Raw genomic sequence first — 18008 nt, forward strand, 5'->3', positions numbered from 1 at the left:
TGAAGCGGGTGTTCGGGTTCAACCCGGAGAAGGGGTGGGAACGAGGACCCTCGCCGGAGCGAAGCGGGCGGCCCGTTGCACCTGACGGACCGCCACCGGACGGTAGAGTTGCTTCGTGGCGTCGATGACGTGGAGGCCTGCGAAGGGGAGGGAGAGGCCGGTGCCGACCTTCTCCCAGGCGCCGGCCGTCCTCAGCCAGAGCCGGCTGTTCACCGGAGGCATGTAGAGGGCCTCGGCCCATCCTTCCGGCGAGAACTGGGTGGTCCGCATCAGCCGTCCGAGCTGGGAGCGGCTGTAGGGCTGGCCGTGGCCGAACGGCGTCGTATCGCGGCGGGCCCAGACCCCGCGCCGATTGGGCACGACGAGGATCATCCGCCCGCCGGGCGTCAGCACTCGCCAGACGTCCTGCAGCAATTCGGTGGGGCTCTCCACCGATTCGAGGGCGTGGACCAGGATCACCCTGTCCACCGCCGCTTCCGGCAGGGGCATCATGGTCGGGTCGGCGAGGGCCGAGCAGGATCGTCCGCCGCCGGGCCAGTTCACGACGCCCTGGGTCGCCGGCATGAAGGCGAGGGTGCGCTCGGCGATCACGTGGACCGGCCCGAGATAGGGCGTCGCATAGCCGAGGCCGAGAACCCTCAGGCCCGAGACCGAGCCGAGGAACCCATGGATCGCCCGCCCGACGATGCGATGGGTCACACCGCCCAGCGGGCTGGCATAGAAGGCGCGCAGATCGGTCACGTCGAGGCGCATGGGGCGGCTTGCTCCGGCGCGGCCGGACGTTGTCGAGGTTGCAGGGTTCTTTGACGCAGGGTCGGAATCGGATCAATGGGGACGAGACCGTTCGCCCACAAGCCGGCATGCCGCGGAGGGCGGAACTCCTCGCCGCCGCGTCCGGTTCTTCCGCGAGCGACCCGCGCCACAGACAGGAACGCCTCGTGACCGTCTCCCGCCCCGAGATCCGCACCTTCCTCTGCCGCAGCGACAACATCGGCGTGCTGATCCGCGACCCCGCGACCGGAGCCTGCGCCGCCATCGACCTGCCCGAGGCGGCTCCCGTGCTGAAGGCCCTCGACGAGACGGGCTGGACTCTCACGGATATCCTCGTGACGCACCGGCATCTCGACCATGTGGAGGGGATTCCGGAGGTGAAGCGGCGCACGGGTGCGAGGGTGACCGCTCCGCGCAAGGCGGGCCCGGACGTGCCGGAGGTGGACGTCTCCGTCGCCGAGGGGGATCTCGTCAGGGTTGGCGACCTCGAAGCCGAAGTCTGGGAGACGCCCGGCCATTGCCTCGACCACGTCACCTACTGGTTCGCGGAGGCGGGGATCGTGTGCGCCGGCGACACTCTGTTCACCCTCGGCTGCGGACGGGTGCTGGAGGGCCGCCCCGAATCGCTGTGGCACTCGCTCGAGCGGTTTCTTCTCCTGCCCGACGACACCCAGGTCTTCAGCGGCCACGATTACGTCCTCGCCAACGCCCGTTTCGCCCTCGCCGCCGATCCCGACAACCAGTCGTTGAGGGATCGCATGGCGCAGGCTGAGGAGGCCAAGGCAGCCGGCCGCTTTCTCGTTCCGACGACGATGAAACACGAGCGGGCGACCAATCCATTCCTCCGTTCCACGGAGCCCGCTTTGGCTAAAGCAGTGAATCTTTCGCCTAATTCACCCGCTGAGGTAGTGTTCACTGCATTAAGGGCCTGGAAGAACAGCTTCTGACCGGCTATGGCCCTCTTGCTGTCTCGGACTCAGCGAGACGAGCGGGGGCGACGCCGACTCCGGATACGGCCCGCCCTCCTTATCAGCGCCGGCTGGAGTATCGATGGAGACGGCAGGTACGTCCTTTGTGGTCGGCTATGATTCGGCCGGCAGCGATGATGCTTCACCCATGATGGGTCTTCGTCCACCCGACAGGTCCAAGGCCCGAATTGGCCGGTCCAGCCCCGCACCGCTCTCGGTGGATGCCCGCCTCCTCGCGATTGCGACGGAACACTTGGCGCGCCTCGGGCACAAACGGGTGACGGTCGTGGCCGTGGCCGCCGAAGCCGGCATGACCCACGCCAACGTCTACCGATATTTTCCTTCCAAGGACGCCCTGCTCGATGCCGTCGCAGGGCGCTGGCTCCGGGATGTGGAAGCGGAACTCGCCCGCATCGCCGATGCGCCCGACCCCGCCGACGACAAGATCGAGCGCCTGCTGATGGCCCTGGCGAGCGCTCAGCGCGAGGTGCTGGCGCGGGAGCCTAACTTGTTCGCGGTTCATCTCGATGCGACAGTTGCGGCACGGCCCATCGCCCGGCGTCATCGGGTGCGCCTGCGCAGCCTGGTCGAACGGGTGGTGGAGGAGGGGATCGCGGCGGGCGCCTTCGTAGCCCGGGACCGCGAACGGGCGATCGCCTACATCTTCGACGCGAGCTACCGGTTCACCCATCCGCTGGCGATGCAGCACGATTCCGACCTGCCCGTCGACCTGATTCAGGCACGCTTCGGCGCCGTGATCCAGGCCATCCAGAAAGTGCTGCGGATGGGCGCACTTTAGGCAAAGTGACAATTATCTCAGCCTGTCACCGAAGCTTTGCCGTCGAACCGGCGGGAGCTTCGGCCGCCTAAATCCTTCGACCAACAGGATTTTATCTCGGCCGTCTTCGTTCGGCCCGATCCGCCTCTGGCCCGAACTCTGCTTGGCGCCGACCACGTCGGGTTGAAGCATGGGGACTTTTCCGCCACACCGTCGCGGCGAAATCAACGTGCGATCGCGACCTCGACAATCAGCCCGTCCGTTCGGACGGAGCATCGCGGATCGGCACCGATACTGGAGGTTCGTTTTCCATGGCACGCAGCAAGATCGCGCTCATCGGCGCCGGGCAGATCGGCGGAACCCTCGCGCATCTGGCGGGCCTGAAGGAACTCGGCGACGTCGTCCTGTTCGACATCGTCGATGGCGTTCCCCAGGGCAAATCCCTCGACATCGCGGAATCCGCTCCGGTCGACGGGTTCGATGCCACCTATACGGGCGCCAGCGATTATTCGGCCATTGCCGGGGCCGACGTGGTGATCGTCACCGCAGGCGTGCCACGTAAGCCCGGCATGAGCCGCGACGACCTGATCGGTATCAACCTCAAGGTAATGGAAGCCGTCGGTACCGGCATCAAGGAGCACGCTCCGGACGCGTTCGTGATCTGCATCACCAACCCGCTCGACGCCATGGTCTGGGCCCTGCAGAAGTTCTCGGGCCTGCCCACCAACAAGGTCGTCGGCATGGCCGGCGTGCTCGATTCGGCGCGCTTCCGCCACTTCCTGGCCGACGAGTTCAAGGTCTCGGTGGAGGATGTTACCGCCTTCGTGCTCGGCGGCCACGGCGACGACATGGTCCCGCTGGTGCGCTACTCCACCGTGGCCGGCGTGCCGCTGCCGGACCTCGTCAAGCTCGGCTGGACGACCCAGGAGAAGCTCGACGCCATGGTCGAGCGGACCCGGAAGGGCGGCGGCGAGATCGTGAACCTGCTCAAGACCGGCTCGGCCTTCTACGCCCCGGCCGCCTCCGCCATCGCCATGGCCGAGAGCTACCTGCGCGACAAGCGCCGGGTGCTGCCCTGCGCCGCCTATCTCAGCGGCGAGTACGGCATCGACGGCATGTATGTCGGCGTCCCGATCGTGATTGGTGCCGGCGGTGTCGAGCGCGTCCTTGAGGTGGAATTCAACGCCGACGAGAAGGCCATGTTCGACAAGTCGGTGGGCGCCGTGAAGACCCTGATCGAAGCCTGCAAGACCGTGAACCCGGCGCTGGCCTGAAATCTCACAAGAAGCGTCGCGCGTCGGCGGGTTTCCCGTCGGCGTGAACGAGGCCGGTGTGTCGTGTCTTCCAATCCCGCGTTGCCGCGGGACGAGGCGAGGAAATGTCCTAATGAACATCCATGAATATCAGGCGAAGGCGGTGCTCAAGGAGTTCGGCCTGCCCGTCTCCCGCGGCGTGCCGATCTTCAAGCCGGAAGAGGCCGAGGCAGCCGCCAAGGAACTGGGCGGTCCGGTCTGGGTGGTGAAGTCGCAGATCCATGCGGGTGGACGTGGCAAGGGCACCTTCAAGGGCGCGCCCGCCGGTGCCAAGGGCGGCGTGCGCGTCACCAAGTCCATCGACGAGGTCAAGCAGTTTGCCGGCGAAATGCTGGGCCAGACGCTGGTCACGATCCAGACCGGCGAGGCCGGCAAGCAGGTCAACCGCCTCTACATCGAAGAAGGCGCGCAGATCGCCGCCGAGTTCTACCTGTCGATGCTCGTCGACCGCGAGACCGGACGGGTCGCCTTCGTCGTCTCCACGGAAGGCGGCATGGATATCGAGACCGTGGCGCACGACACGCCCGAGAAGATCATCACCTTCTCGGTCGATCCTGCCACCGGGATCATGCCGCATCACGGCCGGGCCGTCGCCAAGGCTCTCGGCCTCACCGGCGCGCAGGCCAAGGAAGCCGGCGACCTCACCACCAAGCTCTACGCGGCTTTCACCGCCAAGGACATGAGCATGCTGGAGATCAACCCGCTGGTGCTCACCGGCGACGGCCATCTCAAATGCCTGGACGCCAAGATCTCGTTCGATTCGAACGCGCTGTACCGTCATCCGGACATCGTGGCGCTCCGCGACGAGACCGAGGAGGACGCCAAGGAGATCGAGGCGTCGAAATACGACCTCGCCTACATCGCGCTGGATGGCACCATCGGCTGCATGGTCAATGGCGCGGGCCTGGCCATGGCGACGCTGGACATCATCAAGCTCTACGGTGAGGAGCCGGCGAACTTCCTCGATGTCGGCGGCGGCGCGAGCGAGGAGAAGGTGACGGCGGCGTTCAAGATCATCACCGCCGATCCGCAGGTGAAGGGCATCCTCGTCAACATCTTCGGCGGGATCATGAAGTGCGACGTGATCGCCAACGGCGTGATCGCCGCGGTGAAGACGGTGGGCCTCGAAGTACCCCTGGTGGTGCGACTGGAGGGCACCAACGTCGAGAAGGGCAAGGAGATCATCCGGAATTCCGGCCTCAACGTGATCCCCGCCGACGACCTCGACGATGCCGCGCAGAAGATCGTCGCCGCCGTGAAGAAGGGCTGAGAGTACCCATGTCCATCCTGATCGACGCGAACACCAAGGTCATCTGCCAGGGCTTCACCGGCAAGAACGGGACCTTCCACTCCGAGCAGGCCATCGCCTACGGCACCAAGATGGTCGGCGGCACCTCACCGGGTAAGGGCGGCGCGAGCCATCTCGGCCTCCCGGTCTTCGACACCGTTGCCGAAGCCCGCGAGGCGACCGGCGCGACGGCATCGGTCGTCTATGTACCCCCGCCCGGTGCCGCCGATGCCATCTGCGAGGCGATCCAGGCGGAAATCCCGCTCATCGTCTGCATCACGGAGGGGATTCCGGTCCTCGACATGGTGCGGGTGAAGCGGTCGCTGGAGGGCTCGAAGTCGCGCCTCATCGGGCCGAACTGCCCCGGCGTTGTCACCGCCGGCGAGTGCAAGATCGGCATCATGCCGGCCAACATCTTCAAGCGCGGCTCGGTGGGCATCGTCTCGCGCTCCGGCACGCTGACCTACGAGGCCGTGTTCCAGACCTCGAATGCCGGTCTCGGCCAGACCACGGCGGTGGGCATCGGCGGCGATCCGGTGAAGGGCACCGAGTTCATCTCGATGCTCGAACTGTTCCTCGCCGACGACAAGACCGAGTCGATCGTGATGATCGGCGAGATCGGCGGTTCCGCCGAGGAAGAGGCGGCGCAGTTCATCGCCGACGAAGCCAGGCGCGGCCGCAAGAAACCCATGGTCGGCTTCATCGCCGGCCGCACGGCCCCGCCCGGCCGCCGCATGGGCCATGCCGGCGCCATCATCTCCGGCGGCAAGGGGGGCGCCGAGGACAAAATCGCGGCGATGGAAGCCGCCGGCATCCGAGTTTCGCCCTCGCCGGCACGCCTCGGCAGCACCCTCGTCGACGTCCTCAAGGGTTGAGGCTGACGGGAATCTGTCACTTGTGTTGCGGTGCAAAATCGTCCCGCAGCCTCTATCTAGGAAGCGACGCGGCCTGATCGCCGCGTCGACTCGGACATCCCCATCGAAGCGCCCATCGGCGCCACGGGGGGGAGCAGGGGCGGGCCGCAGGGGCGGCTTCCCCGACAAAAGCGGTAGGATGATCGACGATGGCCCGCCAGGACGCGCTTCTCGAAACCTCGTTCCTCACCGGTGGCAATGCCGCCTATCTCGAGGAATTGCAGGCGGCCTATGCCCGTGATCCGCATTCGGTCGATCAGCAGTGGCAGGATTTCTTCAAATCCCTCGGTGACGAGAGCGGCCTTGCCGAGAAGAACGCCGCGGGTGCCTCCTGGCAGAAGCCGAACTGGCCGGTTCATGCCAATGGCGAGATGGTCTCGGCCCTCGACGGTAATTGGGCCACGGTCGAGAAGGCGGTGGGCGACAAGATCCGCGCGAAATCGGACACCGCCAAGCTCGATGGCGCCAAGGTCGCCAACGGCGCGGCGGTGGTCGCCGCCAGCGGCGTATCGGTGGAGCAGGCCACCAAGGATTCCGTCCGCGCGATCATGTTGATCCGCGCCTACCGCATGCGCGGCCATCTCCACGCCAAGCTCGATCCCCTCGGGCTCGCCCCGCGCGGCGACCACGAGGAGTTGCATCCCCAGCATTACGGGTTCGAGGAGAAGGATTGGGACCGTCCGATCTTCCTCGATAACGTGCTCGGCCTGCAATATTCGACCATCCGCGAGATCGTCGAGATCCTGGAGCGCACCTACTGCCAGACTCTCGGCGTCGAATTCATGCACATCTCCAACCCGGAGGAGAAGGCGTGGATTCAGGAGCGCATCGAGGGCAAGGGCAAGGAGATCTCCTTCACGCCCGAGGGCCGGCGCGCGATCCTGAACAAGCTGGTGGAAGCGGAGGGCTTCGAGAAGTTCCTCGACCTCAAATACACCGGCACCAAGCGCTTCGGTCTCGACGGCTCGGAATCGATGATCCCGGCGCTGGAGCAGATCATCAAGCGCGGCGGCGCGCTGGGCGCCAAGGAGATCGTTCTCGGCATGGCCCATCGCGGCCGGCTCAACGTGCTCTCGAACGTCATGTCGAAGCCGTTCCGCGCGATCTTCAACGAGTTCAAGGGCGGCTCGGCCTCGCCCGCCGAGGTCGAGGGCTCGGGCGACGTGAAGTACCATCTCGGTGCCTCGTCGGACCGCACGTTCGATGACAACAACGTCCACCTCTCGCTGACCGCCAACCCGTCCCATCTCGAGATCGTCGATCCGGTGGTGCTGGGTAAGGTCCGTGCCAAGCAGGACCAGCGGGCCAAGCCGAACGTGCAGCGCACCAGCGTCGTGCCGCTTCTCATCCATGGCGACGCGGCCTTCGCCGGCCAGGGCGTGGTGGCGGAGTGCCTCGGCCTGTCGGGCCTGAAAGGACACCGCACCGGCGGCTCGATCCACTTCATCATCAACAATCAGATCGGCTTCACCACCGATCCGCGCTTCTCGCGTTCGTCGCCCTATCCGTCGGACGTCGCCAAGATGGTGGAGGCGCCGATCTTCCACTGCAACGGCGACGACCCGGAGGCCGTGACCTTCGCGGCCAAGATCGCCATCGAGTACCGCCAGAAGTTCGGCAAGCCCGTCGTCATCGACATGCTGTGCTACCGTCGCTTCGGCCATAACGAGGGCGACGAGCCGGCCTTCACCCAGCCGAAGATGTATCAGCGCATCCGCAAGCACCCGACGGCGCTGGAGACCTATGCCAAGAGGCTCATCGCCGAAGGCGTGCTGACGCAGGAGCAGTTCGACACGCGCAAGGCCGAATTCCGCGCCATGCTCGACGGGGAGCTGGAGGTCGCTGGCAACTACAAGGCCAACAAGGCCGATTGGCTCGACGGTCGCTGGTCCGGCTTCAAGGCGGTGCGCGAAGACGTGGACGATCCGCGCCGCGGCAAGACCGGCGTGCCCGCCGACACCCTGCGTGAGATCGCCCAGCGCATCACCACGCCGCCGCCGGGCTTCCATCTCCACCGCACCATCCAGCGCTTCTTCGACAACCGCGCCAAGGCGGTCGAGACGGGCAAGGGCATCGATTGGGCGACCGCCGAGGCTCTGGCCATCGGATCGCTCCTCATCGACGGTCACCGGGTCCGGCTGTCCGGCCAGGACGTGGAGCGCGGGACCTTCTCGCAGCGCCACGCCGTCGTGATCGATCAGGAGAACGAGCAGCGCTACACCTCGCTGAACTCGATCCGCGAGGGCCAAGCGAATCTCGAGGTCATCAACTCGATGCTCTCCGAGGAGGCCGTGCTCGGCTTCGAATACGGCTACTCCCTGGCCGAGCCCAACGCCCTGGTGCTGTGGGAGGCGCAGTTCGGCGACTTCGCCAACGGCGCGCAGGTGGTCATCGACCAGTTCATCTCATCCGGTGAGCGCAAGTGGCTGCGCATGTCCGGCCTGACGCTGCTGCTGCCGCACGGCTACGAGGGCCAGGGGCCGGAGCATTCCTCCGCGCGCCTCGAGCGCTTCCTGCAGATGTGCGCCGAGGACAACATGCAGGTCGCCAACTGCACCACGCCCTCGAACTACTTCCACATCCTGCGCCGACAGCTGAACCGCGAGTTCCGCAAGCCACTGGTGCTGATGACCCCGAAATCGCTCCTGCGCCACAAGCGTGCGGTGTCGAACCTCGACATGCTGGCCGAAGGGTCGACCTTCCACCGCGTGCTCTGGGACGATGCCGAGCACGAGGAGGACGGCGTCCGGCTGGTGAAGGACGACAAGGTCCGCCGCGTCGTGCTCTGCTCAGGCAAGGTGTATTACGACCTCTACGACGAGCGCGAGAAGCGCGGCGTCACCGACGTCTACCTGATGCGCGTGGAGCAACTCTATCCGTTCCCGCTCAAGGCGCTGGCCAACGAGATGGCGCGATTCCGCAACGCCGAGGTGGTGTGGTGCCAGGAGGAGCCCAAGAACATGGGCGCCTGGTCCTTCGTCGATCCGTATCTCGAATGGGTGCTCGGCCAGGCCCAGTCCCAGGTGAAGCGGGCCCGCTATGTCGGTCGCCCGGCCTCGGCTTCGACGGCGGTCGGCCTTCTCTCGAAACATCAGGCCCAGCTCCAGGCCTTCCTCAACGAGGCGCTGGCGGCCTGACGCCTCCGGCACTCCCCTTCATCCGACACGACCAACCATTCGGGCGGACTACACACCATGGCAACCGACATCATCGTCCCCACGCTTGGCGAATCCGTGAGCGAGGCCACCATCGGCCGCTGGTTCAAGAAGCCGGGCGACGCGGTGGCGGCGGACGAGCCCCTGGTGGAGCTGGAGACCGACAAGGTCACCCTCGAAGTCAACGCTCCCGCCGCCGGCGAACTCGGTGAGATCCTGGCGAAGGACGGCGAGACCGTGGAGCCCGGCGCCCTGCTGGGGTCCATCGTCGAGGCCGGTGCCGGCGGTGGCGCGAAGGCCGCCGCTCCGAAGAAGACCGAGACCAAGGCCGAGACCCGCACCGAGGAGCCGGCGAAGTCACAACCCGAAGGGGCAGCGAAGGCGCCGGCGGAAGAATCCTCTGCTGCTTACGGCAATCACGGCGACGCCGCCGCGCCGGCATCCGATCGCCCGGCGGGAGATAACGGCCCGGCTGTCGCCAAGATGGCGCGGGAATCCGGCATCGACCCATCGACGGTGAACGGCACCGGCAAGGACGGCCGCGTCACCAAGGGCGACATGATCGAGGCGACCTCCAAGGCGCCGTCCGCTCCGGCCCCTGCTCAGGAGCCGGCCCGCCAGGCCAAGGCTCCCTCGCCGCCGCGCCCGGCCTCGAAGCCCGACGATGCCGCGCGCGAAGAACGCGTGAAGATGACGAAGCTGCGCCAGACCATCGCGCGCCGCCTGAAGGACGCCCAGGACACGGCGGCGATGCTGACGACGTTCAACGACGTCGACATGTCCGCCGTCATGGCCCTCCGCTCCCAGTACAAGGACATCTTCGAGAAGAAGCACGGCACCAAGCTCGGCTTCATGGGCTTTTTCACCAAGGCGGTGATCGGCGCCCTCAAGGACGTGCCCGCGGTCAATGCCGAGATCGACGGGACCGACCTCGTCTACAAGAACTACTATCACATCGGCATCGCGGTCGGCACCGATAAGGGCCTCGTCGTGCCTGTGGTGCGCAATGCCGACGACCTCTCCATCGCCGGCATCGAGAAGACGATCGCCGGGTTCGGCAAGAAGGCGCGGGACGGCAAGCTCTCCATCGAGGAGATGCAGGGCGGAACCTTCACCATCACCAATGGCGGCATCTACGGCTCGTTGATGTCGACCCCGATCCTCAACGCGCCGCAATCGGGCATCCTCGGCATGCACCGCATCGAGGAGCGTCCCGTCGTCCGTGCCGGCAAGATCGAGGCGCGGCCGATGATGTATCTCGCGCTCTCCTACGATCACCGCATCGTCGACGGGAAGGAGGCGGTGACCTTCCTCGTGCGCGTCAAGGAGGCGCTCGAGGATCCGGCACGTCTCGTGCTGGATCTCTGACCCGGCTTCCGGCGCAGACGCGATGAATCGGCGCCTCGTGCTCACCGCCATCCCCGCGTTGGGGTTGGCGGCGCTGGCAGCGGTATGGTGGGGCCGGACGAGGGAGCTGCCGATTTACCCCGTCGACATACCGGCCGGCCCGAACCTCGCGGTCACGGCGCTCTCCGACACCATGCTGGCCGAGCGCGCCATCACCCGATTGCCGCTCGGCGAGGCGGACTTTCCGACCGGCGCCATCGTCGCCACCGATCCGGCCGTACAGCCGGAACGGCCCGCCTTCGCCCGCCGCGTGCCGCCGGGGCGCTACCCGATCACGATCTACAAGGCGCAGGACCGGGTTGCCCTCGCCGAAATCCGCTTCGCACGAGGCACGCCGTCTCACTGGCAGATGGCCCTGCTTCCCGGGCAGGATGCCCGGACGTTGAAGGACGACGAGGTGTACGGCTTTCCTGTCGATGCCGGGCTCGGCGCTCTGATGGACGTTGCGGCGCGGAGCGCTTTCCTGCGCCGCGACGCCCGGGAACAGAAGCGGCCCGGCTATGGGTCCTCTTATGACGACATCATTCACGCGCCCCTCGAAGCTGCTGGCGGCACCGAGGTGATGCTCAAGCCGCTGGCCGACGACCCGGCGACGCTCGCCGTGTTCCAGAGCGGCTGGGGCGACGGCGTCTACGCCTCCTATTGGGGCCTCGACGAGGAGGACCGGCCGGTCCTCCTCGTCACCGACCTGTCCGTCATCGAGGACGGCAACGGGGCTCCGTCCGTACAACCTTCGCTTTCCGGTTCGCCGGAGAGCACCGCATCAGGAACCGACCGCCCATGAGCACCTACGATCTCGTCGTCATCGGCACCGGCCCCGGCGGCTATGTCTGCGCCATTCGCGCCGCCCAGCTCGGTCTCAAGACCGCCGTGGTGGAGAAACGGGCCACCCATGGCGGCACCTGCCTCAATGTCGGCTGCATCCCGTCGAAGGCCCTGCTCCACGCCTCCGAGGCGTTCGAGGAGGCCTCGAAGCATTTCGGCGATATGGGCGTGATCGTCAGCGCACCCGAGCTCGACCTCAAGAAGATGATGTCGTTCAAGCAGGACGGCGTCGACGGCAACACCAAGGGCGTCGAGTTCCTGCTGAAGAAGAACGGGATCGACGCCTATCACGGCCTCGGCCGGGTCGCCGGTGCCGGCCGCGTCGAGGTGTTGTCCGAGGATGGCGGCAACCAGATGCTGGAGACGAAGAACATCGTCATCGCCACGGGCTCCGACGTGACGAAGCTGCCCGGCGTGACCATCGACGAGACGATCGTCGTCTCCTCCACCGGCGCCCTCGAACTTCAGGCCGTGCCGAAGAAGCTCCTCATCATCGGCGCCGGCGTGATCGGCCTCGAACTCGGCTCTGTCTGGCGCCGTCTTGGCTCCGAAGTGACCGTGGTGGAATATCTCGACCGCATCCTGCCGGGCATGGACGGCGAGGTCGGCAAGCAGTTCCAGCGCATCCTCGGCAAGCAGGGCATCGTCTTCAAGCTGTCCTCGAAGGTCACCGGCGTCGAGGTGAAGGACGGCGCCGCCACCGTGTCGATTGAGCCGGCCGCCGGCGGCGATGCCGAGAAGCTCGAAGCCGACGTGGTGCTCGTGGCCATCGGCCGCGTGCCCTACACCGAGAAGCTGGGTCTCGAAACGGTGGGCGTGCAGCTCGACAACAAGGGCCGCATCCAGACCGACAGCCACTACGCCACCAACGTCACCGGCATCTACGCCATCGGCGACGTGATCGCGGGGCCGATGCTCGCTCACAAGGCCGAGGACGAGGGTGTCGCCGTGGCGGAACTCCTCGCCGGGCAATCGGGCCATGTGAATTACGGGGTGATCCCGAACGTGGTCTACACCTATCCGGAGGTCGCCTCAGTGGGGAAGACCGAGGAGGAACTGAAGAAGGACGGCATTGCCTACAATGCGGGCAAGTTCCCCTTCACCGCGAACGGCCGCGCCAAGGTGAACCACACCACGGACGGGTTCGTGAAGATCCTGGCCGATGCCAAGACTGACCGGGTGCTCGGCGTCCATATCGTCGGCGCGGATGCGGGCAACCTCATCGCGGAACTGGCCGTCGCCATGGAGTTCGGTGCCAGTGCCGAGGACGTGGCCCGGACCTGCCATGCCCACCCGACGCTGACCGAGGCAGTCAAGGAAGCCGCCCTCGCCGTCGGCAAGCGGGCGATCCACATCTGAGAAGCAGGGCCACTCTCCCCACCCCGCTCCCTTCATCCTGAGGTGCGGCGACAGCCGCCTCGAAGGAGACCTCCAGGGATCGCTGCGCGAAGCGGAGCCCTCCTTCGAGGCCTCCGCTTCGCTCCTGCACCTCAGGATGAGGTGGCTGGCGGGATGCATGTCGTACTCAGCGGTTTGAAACCTGAGCGAGCCGGATGCCCTACGAACTCTATTATTGGCCGACGATCCAGGGCCGCGGCGAGTTCGTCCGTCTCGCCCTGGAGGAAGCCGGGGCGGAGTATGTCGATGTCGCCCGGGGGCGGGAGGAGGACGGACAGGGCCTCGGCGCCATGGCGGACTTGCTGGAAGATCCGTCGATCGCCCGGCCCGCCTACGCGCCGCCCTTCCTCCGGGATGGCGACGTCGTCATCGGCCAGACCGCGGCGATCCTGCTCTATCTCGGTCCCCGGATCGGTCTCGCACCCGCCAGCGAAGCCGACCGCCTCTGGACCCACCAGATCCAGCTGACCGTTGCCGATGTGGTGGCGGAAGCTCACGACACCCACCATCCCATCGCGGTGAGCCTCACCTACGAGGACCAGCAGCCCGAAGCGCTTCGGCGGGCGAAGGATTTCCAGGCGAACCGGATTCCGGAGTATCTCGCCTGGTTCGACCATGTGCTCGGCCGTAACGACGGCCTCCATCTCGTCGGAGGGGCCACGACTTACGTCGACCTGTCCCTGTTCCAACTCGTGGACGGGTTGCTCTACGCCTTCCCACGCGCGACGGAACGGACCCTCACCAAGAGCCGCCACGTCGCCGCCTTGCACGACGCCGTCCGGCAACGGCCGAGGATCGCGGCCTATCTGGCGAGCCCGCGCCGCATTCCCTTCAACCAGCAGGGGATCTTCCGGCACTATCCAGAACTCGATCCGTAGCGCGCGCACCCGCACGGGGATGGGCCTGATCGAACGCATCCATCAGGCGTGCGGCGTCGACCTTGGTGTAGAGCTGCGTCGTCGAGAGCGAGGCGTGGCCGAGCAGTTCCTGGATCGCGCGCAATTCTCCCTGCCGGGCCAGGAGGTGGGTGGCGAAGGAGTGCCGCAAGGCATGGGGGGTGGCGCTGTCCGGCAGGCCGAGGGCGCCGCGCAGGGAGGCCACCGCATATTGGATGATCCGTGGGGAGAGCCTGCCGCCTTTCACGCCCACGAAGAGAGGCCCTTCCGGATCGAGGGCATGGGGGCAGGCGGCGAGATAGGCCGCCACCGCCTCGGCCACCACGGGGAGGATCGGCACCATCCGCTCCTTGCCGCCCTTGCCCATCACCGTCACCGACTCCACTCCCGGTACGGGGGCATCGCGGCGGGTGAGCCCGAGGGCTTCGGAAATGCGCAAGCCGGACCCGTAAAGCAGGGCAAGGACGGCTGCGTCCCTTGCCAGAACCCAGGGCTCGCGCGTCTCCCCCGCGCGGATGTCGATATCGGTCAAGGCGCGGGCGGCGGCGATGGGAATCGGGCGCGGCAGGCGTCGCTCGACCTTGGGCGAGCGGATCGCGCCGAGGGCGGACACGCTGCCGTGGCCGTCCCGTTCGAGATGGCGCGCGAAGGAGCGCAGGCCCGCGAGTGCCCGCATCAGCGATCGACCGCTCACGCCCTCCGCTCTGCGCGCGGCCATGAACCCACGGATGTCGCGCGGCTTGAGGGCGACGAGCCCGGCGATGCGCACGGTACCGGTGCGGCTCTGCAGATGGCAGAGGAACTGCCTCAGGTCGCGGGCATAAGCCTCCACCGTGTTCGCGGCCATCCGGCGCTCGCGCAGTAGAGAGTCCTGCCACGCCATGGCGACGGACCGGACCGCATCGTCGCCGGGGAAAGCGACGGCGCAGGCTTCCGGAAACGGGGGAGGGACATGGAGCATCGCGCGGTGATCCGGGGGCGAAAAGCCCACTCAACGCCACCGAGGTTGACGGAGCGTTGCCGACGGAGCGAGTCCGTTACGGCGATGGCCGGCCTTTTCGCGGAACGGCATGCAGGCTAGGCGCTTGTCCAACGCATCCGACCCCTGTCGTTCCTCCCGATCCGAGCCCGCATGTCCGAGACACGCATCGTCTGCATCCGCCACGGCGAATCCACCTTCAACGCAGCCCATCGCCTCACCGGACGCGATCCCGGCCATATCGACGCCCGGCTGACGGACCGAGGCCTCACTCAGGTCGCGGCGGCCCGGGAGAGGCTGCGGGACATCCCATTCGATCTGGTGGTGACGTCTCCGCTCACCCGCGCCATCCAGACCACCGCCGGCATCTTCGGCGATCATCCGGCCAAGCCCGAGATCCTGGTGGAAGTGCTCCATCGCGAATGCCAGGAGAGCAGCTGCGACGTGGGGCGCGCCGCCTCCGTGCTGAAGGCGGAATTCCCGCATCTCGATATCGATCACCTGCCGGAGATCTGGTGGCATGCCGAGGGTGAGCCGATCGCGGAGGGCGTGCATGTTGAGCCGCGCCACCTGTTCGATCGTCGCGTGGCGACGTTCCGCGACTGGCTGACCGAGCGGCGCGAGCGTACCATCGCCGTCGTCGGCCATGGCACGTTCTTCTTCCACCTCACCGGCATCTGGCTCGACAACTGCCAGACCACCGAGCTCGACCTCGCATCTGGGCCGGTGGCGGGCTAACTCATCTGCCGGAGACGGCAGGCGTTCGCGCCGCGCCCGCCCGCGCCGCATCCAGCCGCTCCCGCGCCTGAACGAGATCGATGTCGGGCGCCCGTCGCCCGATGGCGAGGGCCTCGTGGAGGATGGTTGCGGCGCTGTCCCAGATGCCCTCGGCGAAGGGTGCTGCACCTTCCGCGACCTCGGCGGCGCAACGGGCATCGTTGGCCGATTTCACCGCGGCCGCCGCGCTGCGAGCGACGGAAGAGGCGAGGGCGCCCCGTCTCCAATCCCTCTGCCGCGAGGCGGCCTGCGCGATCGCACCTCCGCGCCACGCGGCGTCATGGGCTGCCGAGACACCGGCATCGAGATCTCGCGCTTCGTCGCAACGGGCGGCGAGATCCGCGAAACCCGCGCGGTCGAGGAGGGGAGGCAGGATGCGGCGGATGCTCTCGAGGGCGAGAAAGCGAACGCGCCGCTCCTCCACCTCCGGGGTATCGGCGGAGCCGGACAGGCGCAGGACGAAGGCCATCAATCGGGGGCGCTGGTCGTCCGGCATCGCATCGTTGAGGCCGAGGGCGTAGGCGGCGAGCGGTGCCGAGAAGCACGGCGGGCAATCCGACGAGGAACGGATCGTCCGGTAGGGCAAGCCTGCGGCGACGATTGCCGCCTCGTTGATGCAGGTGCCGCCATCGGGACCGGGGAAAGGGTGCGAGCCGGGCAGCAGACGCCAATGGAGGATGTGCTCGAAACCCGTTGCCATGCGTGCCGGCTCCCTCTGGTTTCACGGGAAAACCCCAGCGCGAACCGGCGGGGTACCCGGAACCTGCCACGGGATTGCGTGCCGTGACGAGGAAAATCTCAGTCGCCCACGCCCACGGCGAGCCCCGCCAGCATGGCGATGCCCAGCACGAGGACGAAGGCCCCGGCCAGGAGTTCGAGCCCGCCCACCGCAACGGCGCCGGACGCGCCGCGCCCGCCCGCGAGACGCAGGGCCAGGGCCTTGGCGAAGACCGCCAGGCTCGCCAGCAACCCGGTGGTCAGGGCCGTGCCCAGAGCCATGGCGAAAGTCGCCGCGATGCCCGCCGCCAGGATGCCCTGCGATGCGGAAAAGACGAGGATGAGGATCGCGCCGGCGCAGGGGCGCGATCCCGCTGCGATCACCACGCCCGCCCTCTCGCGCCAGGAATCGAGGCGGCCGATGGCGCTGGCGTCGGTGAGGTGGACATGGCCGCAGCCGGGCGCGCAGGCGGCAGCGTTACCACCGTGGACGAGTCCCGCCAGTCGTCCGGCCTTCCGCCACGTCACCGTGAGGCCGAGGAAGGCGACGAGGGCGAAGCTCACCGTCTCGATCACCGTGCCGGCCCGCGTCATCCCGGCGGCGGTGGCGTTGAGCAGGAGATTGCCGATGGCGACGATGGCGATGGCGACGAGGGCCTGCAGCAAGGCCGCGGCGGCGCTGAGCGAGAAGCCGCGCGCCAGCGCCCGTTCTCCGGCCACGATGTAACCGGCGATCACCGCCTTGCCATGGCCCGGCCCGGCGGCGTGGAACACGCCGTAGCTGAAGCCGATGAGGACCATCGGCCCCCAGCTTCCGCCCTGCTTGATCGCGGCGACGGTGGCCTGCAGGCTGCGTGAGAAGCTCGATTGCATGGCGAGCAGCCCGCCGCCGATCCCGGTGGCTGAGGGCGCGGCCTCGCGAAATCCGACCCCGAATGGGGAGCGGGGCGGCGGCGGAGCTACGCTGGAGCCGAGGAGCCACGACAGCGCCGTGAGGGCAAGGGCGACGAGGGCGATGGCCGCGATGGCCAGGGCGAACTGTAGGGGGAGCCTGCTGCGGGACGTCGCCGGCTCTGTGATGGCGGTGCCTACGGACATGCGACGATGATCCGGTTGGCGAACTGGACGCCGTAGCTGGAGGCGTTGGTGAGGGCTTCGAAGAAGGCCTCCGACATGCCCGGCTTGGCATCGGCGGTCTTCGGCGCCTCCTTCTTGGGGCGGGTCATCGTGGCGGCGCAGCCGGAGGGAGCCCCGACGAGGCGGGCGGTGTCGGCATCCTCCGAGAGGCTGAACGCGACGAAATAGGTCGGGTCGAAGACTTCCAAGGCAGCGACCCCGCGCCCCTGCGCCACCGGCGATTTCAGCGGGAGGAGAAAGCTGAGGGTCAGCTTGTCGCCGTCCATTCTCATGCGCGGCTCCACCGGGTCGCCGAAGGTCTGCTCCTTGCCGCCGACCTTGAGCTTGGTGAAGTAGGCGAATTCCGCGAGATTGGCGGTGTTGTCGGTGGCGAGACCCGCGAGTTCGTCGGGGGAGACCGTGCCATCCCCGTTAGCGTCGAGGCCCTGGATCGCCGAGGCCGAGTAGCTGGCATCGAAGGTCCAGGCGTGACGGATGCCCGTCACCTTGCCGCCCTCGCCGTAATTGATCTCCGCCTTCGACGTGACCCAGACATGCGGATGAGCCGATGCCGGAGCGGTAAGGCCGAGGCTGAGGACAAGCGCCGCCAGAGAGGAGGCGCCGAAGCAGCGGGCGGATTGGGGAGCGATCGGCGAAGCCATGCTGGACGCTCGCGAGTCAAGGTAAACAAAATCTCAATGCGCGG

Annotated in this window: 16 protein-coding genes; 11 read left to right on the forward strand and 5 right to left on the reverse strand. The window is 67.3% G+C overall.

Annotated features, from left to right (window positions below; translation table 11 throughout):
- Positions 1–18 precede the first annotated feature (18 nt).
- Entirely contained in the window at positions 19–753 is a 735-nt protein-coding gene (locus tag ASF08_RS07220; RefSeq protein ID WP_018045799.1) for a class I SAM-dependent methyltransferase, read from the reverse strand.
- Between the two features lie 185 nt (positions 754–938).
- Here ASF08_RS07220 and gloB point away from each other — a divergent pair, with 185 nt between their 5' ends.
- The 10 genes from gloB (at position 939) to ASF08_RS07270 (ending at position 13695) form a co-directional block, all read left to right on the forward strand.
- Entirely contained in the window at positions 939–1718 is a 780-nt protein-coding gene (gene gloB / locus ASF08_RS07225) for a hydroxyacylglutathione hydrolase (RefSeq protein ID WP_056143347.1), read from the forward strand.
- A gap of 169 nt (positions 1719–1887) precedes the next feature.
- A complete protein-coding gene (locus ASF08_RS07230) occupies positions 1888–2538 on the forward strand; it encodes a TetR family transcriptional regulator (protein WP_238254204.1) in 651 nt (216 codons plus the stop codon).
- A 290-nt stretch (positions 2539–2828) separates the two neighbouring features.
- On the forward strand, positions 2829–3791 hold the full coding sequence (gene mdh, locus ASF08_RS07235; RefSeq protein WP_018045796.1) for a malate dehydrogenase: 963 nt from the start codon (positions 2829–2831) through the stop codon (positions 3789–3791).
- Between the two features lie 112 nt (positions 3792–3903).
- Positions 3904–5100, forward strand: coding sequence for an ADP-forming succinate--CoA ligase subunit beta (gene sucC, locus ASF08_RS07240; protein ID WP_018045795.1), 1197 nt, complete (start codon positions 3904–3906; stop codon positions 5098–5100).
- Between the two features lie 8 nt (positions 5101–5108).
- Entirely contained in the window at positions 5109–5993 is an 885-nt protein-coding gene (gene sucD, locus ASF08_RS07245; RefSeq protein ID WP_056143170.1) for a succinate--CoA ligase subunit alpha, read from the forward strand.
- A gap of 188 nt (positions 5994–6181) precedes the next feature.
- Positions 6182–9169 carry a 2-oxoglutarate dehydrogenase E1 component gene (locus tag ASF08_RS07250; protein WP_056143172.1) on the forward strand — a complete coding sequence of 996 codons (2988 nt, stop codon included), beginning with the start codon at positions 6182–6184 and terminating at the stop codon, positions 9167–9169.
- A gap of 57 nt (positions 9170–9226) precedes the next feature.
- Complete coding sequence (gene odhB, locus ASF08_RS07255) at positions 9227–10555, forward strand: 2-oxoglutarate dehydrogenase complex dihydrolipoyllysine-residue succinyltransferase (RefSeq protein WP_056143174.1); 1329 nt, start codon at positions 9227–9229, stop codon at positions 10553–10555.
- A gap of 22 nt (positions 10556–10577) precedes the next feature.
- Positions 10578–11378: a DUF4241 domain-containing protein gene (locus ASF08_RS07260; RefSeq protein ID WP_056143178.1), complete on the forward strand. Its 801-nt coding sequence runs from the start codon at positions 10578–10580 to the stop codon at positions 11376–11378.
- The gene (lpdA, locus tag ASF08_RS07265) at positions 11375–12778 is read left to right on the forward strand and encodes a dihydrolipoyl dehydrogenase (RefSeq protein ID WP_056143181.1); all 1404 of its coding nucleotides are present in this window, start codon (positions 11375–11377) and stop codon (positions 12776–12778) included. The genes ASF08_RS07260 and lpdA overlap by 4 nt, the downstream gene beginning before the upstream one ends.
- A gap of 194 nt (positions 12779–12972) precedes the next feature.
- Positions 12973–13695: a glutathione S-transferase gene (locus ASF08_RS07270; RefSeq protein WP_056143184.1), complete on the forward strand. Its 723-nt coding sequence runs from the start codon at positions 12973–12975 to the stop codon at positions 13693–13695.
- Here ASF08_RS07270 and ASF08_RS07275 read toward each other — a convergent pair.
- A complete protein-coding gene (locus ASF08_RS07275; protein WP_056143187.1) occupies positions 13649–14674 on the reverse strand; it encodes a tyrosine recombinase XerC in 1026 nt (341 codons plus the stop codon). The genes ASF08_RS07270 and ASF08_RS07275 overlap by 47 nt on opposite strands.
- A gap of 171 nt (positions 14675–14845) precedes the next feature.
- On the opposite strand from ASF08_RS07275, the gene ASF08_RS07280 reads away from it, so the two are divergent.
- Positions 14846–15430, forward strand: coding sequence for a histidine phosphatase family protein (locus tag ASF08_RS07280; RefSeq protein WP_056143194.1), 585 nt, complete (start codon positions 14846–14848; stop codon positions 15428–15430).
- Between the two features lies 1 nt (position 15431).
- On the opposite strand, the gene ASF08_RS07285 is transcribed toward ASF08_RS07280, so the two are convergent.
- The 3 genes from ASF08_RS07285 to ASF08_RS07295 all read right to left on the reverse strand — a co-directional run bounded on the left by ASF08_RS07285 (position 15432) and on the right by ASF08_RS07295 (position 17964).
- Positions 15432–16169 (reverse strand): hypothetical protein, encoded by a 738-nt coding sequence (locus ASF08_RS07285; RefSeq protein WP_056143197.1) that lies wholly within the window; start codon positions 16167–16169, stop codon positions 15432–15434.
- Positions 16170–16267: 98 nt separating this feature from the next.
- Positions 16268–17284, reverse strand: coding sequence for a nickel/cobalt transporter (locus ASF08_RS07290; protein ID WP_056143198.1), 1017 nt, complete (start codon positions 17282–17284; stop codon positions 16268–16270).
- Positions 17275–17964, reverse strand: coding sequence for a DUF1007 family protein (locus ASF08_RS07295; protein ID WP_056143201.1), 690 nt, complete (start codon positions 17962–17964; stop codon positions 17275–17277). Before ASF08_RS07295 ends, ASF08_RS07290 begins: the two co-directional genes overlap by 10 nt.
- Positions 17965–18008: the final 44 nt, after the last annotated feature.

It is taken from the genome of Methylobacterium sp. Leaf85 (assembly GCF_001422125.1).
Taxonomy (GTDB): domain Bacteria; phylum Pseudomonadota; class Alphaproteobacteria; order Rhizobiales; family Beijerinckiaceae; genus Methylobacterium; species Methylobacterium bullatum.

Coding starts and splice junctions, on each gene's coding strand:
- ASF08_RS07290 (WP_056143198.1), bottom strand. CDS start 17,284: ATGTCCGTAGGCACCGCCATCACAGAGCCGGCGACGTCCCGCAGCAGG.
- ASF08_RS07220 (WP_018045799.1), bottom strand. CDS start 753: ATGCGCCTCGACGTGACCGATCTGCGCGCCTTCTATGCCAGCCCGCTG.
- ASF08_RS07295 (WP_056143201.1), bottom strand. CDS start 17,964: ATGGCTTCGCCGATCGCTCCCCAATCCGCCCGCTGCTTCGGCGCCTCC.
- ASF08_RS07280 (WP_056143194.1), top strand. CDS start 14,846: ATGTCCGAGACACGCATCGTCTGCATCCGCCACGGCGAATCCACCTTC.
- ASF08_RS07270 (WP_056143184.1), top strand. CDS start 12,973: ATGCCCTACGAACTCTATTATTGGCCGACGATCCAGGGCCGCGGCGAG.
- ASF08_RS07250 (WP_056143172.1), top strand. CDS start 6,182: ATGGCCCGCCAGGACGCGCTTCTCGAAACCTCGTTCCTCACCGGTGGC.
- ASF08_RS07260 (WP_056143178.1), top strand. CDS start 10,578: ATGAATCGGCGCCTCGTGCTCACCGCCATCCCCGCGTTGGGGTTGGCG.
- ASF08_RS07230 (WP_238254204.1), top strand. CDS start 1,888: ATGATGGGTCTTCGTCCACCCGACAGGTCCAAGGCCCGAATTGGCCGG.
- sucC (WP_018045795.1), top strand. CDS start 3,904: ATGAACATCCATGAATATCAGGCGAAGGCGGTGCTCAAGGAGTTCGGC.
- sucD (WP_056143170.1), top strand. CDS start 5,109: ATGTCCATCCTGATCGACGCGAACACCAAGGTCATCTGCCAGGGCTTC.
- ASF08_RS07285 (WP_056143197.1), bottom strand. CDS start 16,169: ATGGCAACGGGTTTCGAGCACATCCTCCATTGGCGTCTGCTGCCCGGC.
- odhB (WP_056143174.1), top strand. CDS start 9,227: ATGGCAACCGACATCATCGTCCCCACGCTTGGCGAATCCGTGAGCGAG.
- ASF08_RS07275 (WP_056143187.1), bottom strand. CDS start 14,674: ATGCTCCATGTCCCTCCCCCGTTTCCGGAAGCCTGCGCCGTCGCTTTC.
- lpdA (WP_056143181.1), top strand. CDS start 11,375: ATGAGCACCTACGATCTCGTCGTCATCGGCACCGGCCCCGGCGGCTAT.
- mdh (WP_018045796.1), top strand. CDS start 2,829: ATGGCACGCAGCAAGATCGCGCTCATCGGCGCCGGGCAGATCGGCGGA.